3 protein-coding genes are annotated in these 2,886 nt (G+C 49.5%); 2 read left to right on the forward strand and 1 reads right to left on the reverse strand.

Features of this window, described 5'->3' with window-relative positions; all coding sequences use genetic code 11:
* Nucleotides 1-122 precede the first annotated feature (122 nt).
* Entirely contained in the window at nt 123-1,001 is an 879-nt protein-coding gene (locus AC1DWN_RS31565; protein WP_477562806.1) for a helix-turn-helix transcriptional regulator, read from the reverse strand.
* Between the two features lie 71 nt (nt 1,002-1,072).
* On the opposite strand from AC1DWN_RS31565, the gene AC1DWN_RS31570 reads away from it, so the two are divergent.
* Together AC1DWN_RS31570 and AC1DWN_RS31575 are read left to right on the forward strand one after the other, a co-directional pair.
* Entirely contained in the window at nt 1,073-2,041 is a 969-nt protein-coding gene (locus tag AC1DWN_RS31570; RefSeq protein ID WP_477562807.1) for a C-terminal binding protein, read from the forward strand.
* A partial coding sequence (locus AC1DWN_RS31575) for a hypothetical protein (RefSeq protein ID WP_477562808.1) occupies nt 2,038-2,886 on the forward strand: 849 nt, incomplete at its 3' end. The genes AC1DWN_RS31570 and AC1DWN_RS31575, both read left to right, overlap by 4 nt.

The following is a 2,886-nucleotide window of genomic DNA, read 5'->3' on the forward strand; positions in this document are numbered from 1 at the left end:
GGATTACAACGGCTCGGGTCGGTTTATCTGACGAGTCGTTGGAGAAGGAACAACCCCATGCCGGCGGCGTTTTTCGTGCAACTCCAGATGTGAGCGGATTTCCGGCCCGAAAGTTCGGAGCACTAATGGGCTAAGGATCTCGAATCCGATTTAATAACCATCTTTTTCTGGAATGCTCTGTATTCGTTTGGCGACATGTTGTATTCCTTGCGAAACAGGGAGTAGAAATGACTGAAGTTATTGAAGCCGACTTCCAAGCAGATCGATGTTACATCGTCCTTGCTGTAGACGAGTAGATTTGCCGCATAGTTAAGCCGGAAATGGTTGATCCATTCCGTAGGCGCTTTCCCTAAATGTTTTTTGGAAATTCGGCAAAGATGTTCGTAGCTTACGGGGGAATTTTCCTTCAGATAAGGTAATCCTTTGATGAAATTTTCTTTTTTTTGCATGTCGATATACAACTGGTTTAGCCAGTCGGGCACATCCGGTAACGTCGTCGCATACTGCGGCGAAAAATAGTCGATCAGCCAACTTGCGAGAAAAGCGCGAATGGAAGCTTGGATTTCCATCAAAGCATTCTGGGGTAGCGTAGCTATCCGTTCATAACGCTCGACGACTTTGATGATTTCCGATCCCGAAAGCGTTGCCATTGGCGGGAGCTCGGAGCGCAATAATCTTTGAGAAAAGAATCCGTCGCCTAAATAATCCAGAACGCGTTGAATAACTTCATTACGGAAGCTCACGATAATCAATCCGACATCGGTACCTTCGAATCTCTCATAGCGATGAATATCGGATGGGCGAATAAAGACTAACGTCCCCGTCGTCAAGAGTTGCTTATGTCCATTCACGTAGTGATATAGAGTGCCGTTCGTAATCAGAAAGATTTCATGAAATTCATGGGTATGCAAAATGGACCAAAAGCTTAGCTTTTTGACATGAATGTTAATGCTGGATTCGTAACCTGGAGGGATGGCCTGATCGGCCGTGAACTTGATCATCAAGCTGACTCCATTCGTTAAGAGGTTTAAGATCAATATAACATATCTTCATGGTAAGGGGAGATGAGAATATGACTAGAGTAGCGATATTCGGCGCAGCTATTTTCGAAGGTCGGCGGGAAGCCGACTTATTCAAAAAACGAGATTGGGAAGCTACTTATTTCGAAGATGCCGATCCGCTGGACCGGGTTGGCGATTTGCAGGATGTAGAAGGTATAATCGTGAATTTACAGCCGGTTTCCGCAGCGCTTATGGATGCGCTTCCACGAATTCGAGTCATCGGAAGGTATGGCGTCGGCGTCGATAATATCGATATCGCGGCGGCTACGGAGCGCGGTTTGGCCGTCATCAACGTGCCGGACTACTGTATCGACGAAGTCGCCGAGCATGCCGTCAGCTTTATTTTCGCGGCTAACCGCAAGCTGATGCCTGCGGCGCAGCTAACCCGGCGCGGGGAATGGGGAAATGTTAGYGCGCTGAAGCCGATGAAGTCGATCAAGGATATTACGCTCGGCGTCGTCGGTACCGGCCGGATCGGCATGCAGGTTATTCGTATGATAGCACCGTTCGGTTCGCGAATCTTAATTTACGATCCCTATTTGAACAAGGCGGAATTGCCTTCGAATGCGGAGAGTTCGGATCTGGAAGGTTTGCTGGCTCAGTCGGACATCATAACGATTCATTGTCCGCTTAATGCGCAAACCCGCCATATGTTTAATAGAGAAGCATTCGCTAAGATGAAGCGTAAGCCCGCGATCGTTAATGTTTCGCGGGGTCCGATTATTCGCGAGTCCGATCTGCTGGAAGCGCTTGAGGACGGAACCGTATCTTATGCGGCATTGGACGTGCTGGAGTCAGAGCCGCCATCATTGGGCCATCCGCTTCTGTCTCATGATAAGGCGCTAGTGACAAATCATCTCGCTTGGTACTCGGAGCAGTCGGAGCGCAAGTTAAGAGATTTGGTCGCATCGCGGGTCATCGATTATTTGAGCGGTTTGCCCGTACCTACGATCGTAAATCCCGTGGGCGGATTCAAATGAAAGCGGACGAATTGGTCGGAGTGCTGCGGAAGCTAGCGTTGGAGTATCGGGTGCTCGAAAACGAAAGTGGAGGACAAACGATCATCTCGGAGCGCGGAGGGCGCGTGCTTGGGATTTTCCCTGATAAGGAAAGCGGAAATATGTTGTGGGTGCAACCGGAGCTCGAAAGCTTCCTGCAAAGCCCGGAATGGAACATCGGCGGGGAAAGAACGTGGATGAGTCCCGAAATCGAATATTTCGTCGGCGACGTTCATCGATTCTTCGAGAGCTATACGGTCCAGCCCGAGCTTGACCCCGGAAATTATAGGATAGACGAAATTACGGGAGATGACGATGGCGAACGAATGAATTCGGCGACATGGAGACAGTCGCTAGAGCTCATGGCTTTCCGGTCGAATCGAATCTTGGGAATGGCGCTTGAAAAATCTTGCCGCCTAATTCCGGATCCCTTACTAGGAAAATGGAACGGGCTTGCTTATTCATTCGTCGGATACGAATCGGCAATGAGGTTGCAACGACTGAATGAAGATGTTTCATCTATTCCGTTGGCTCTTTGGACGATCATACAAGTGCCGGCGGGCGGAGAAGTCATCATTCCTACGCGAGGCAAGGCGGAAGTCGCCAACTTCTTTCAACCTACCGGATCATCTCATTTGCAGGTTTCAGAGGGCGAGGTACGATTCAAGTTAGATGCGGCGGAGCAACACAAGATATCATTAAAGGCGCCTTATTTGATGGGTAAGATCGGGTATATCCGACCCATGGAGCGCGGCATAGCGAGCCTTATCGTTCGTCGCTTTCAAGTTCACCCTTCGGGTAAATACGCGGATGTTCCCATGCACGAC

This window comes from Paenibacillus sp. P4_A7 (assembly GCF_056402455.1).

Bases quoted from the DNA above. Each gene is read 5' to 3' on its own strand.
- AC1DWN_RS31565 (WP_477562806.1), bottom strand. From the start codon at position 1,001: ATGATCAAGTTCACGGCCGATCAGGCCATCCCTCCAGGTTACGAATCC.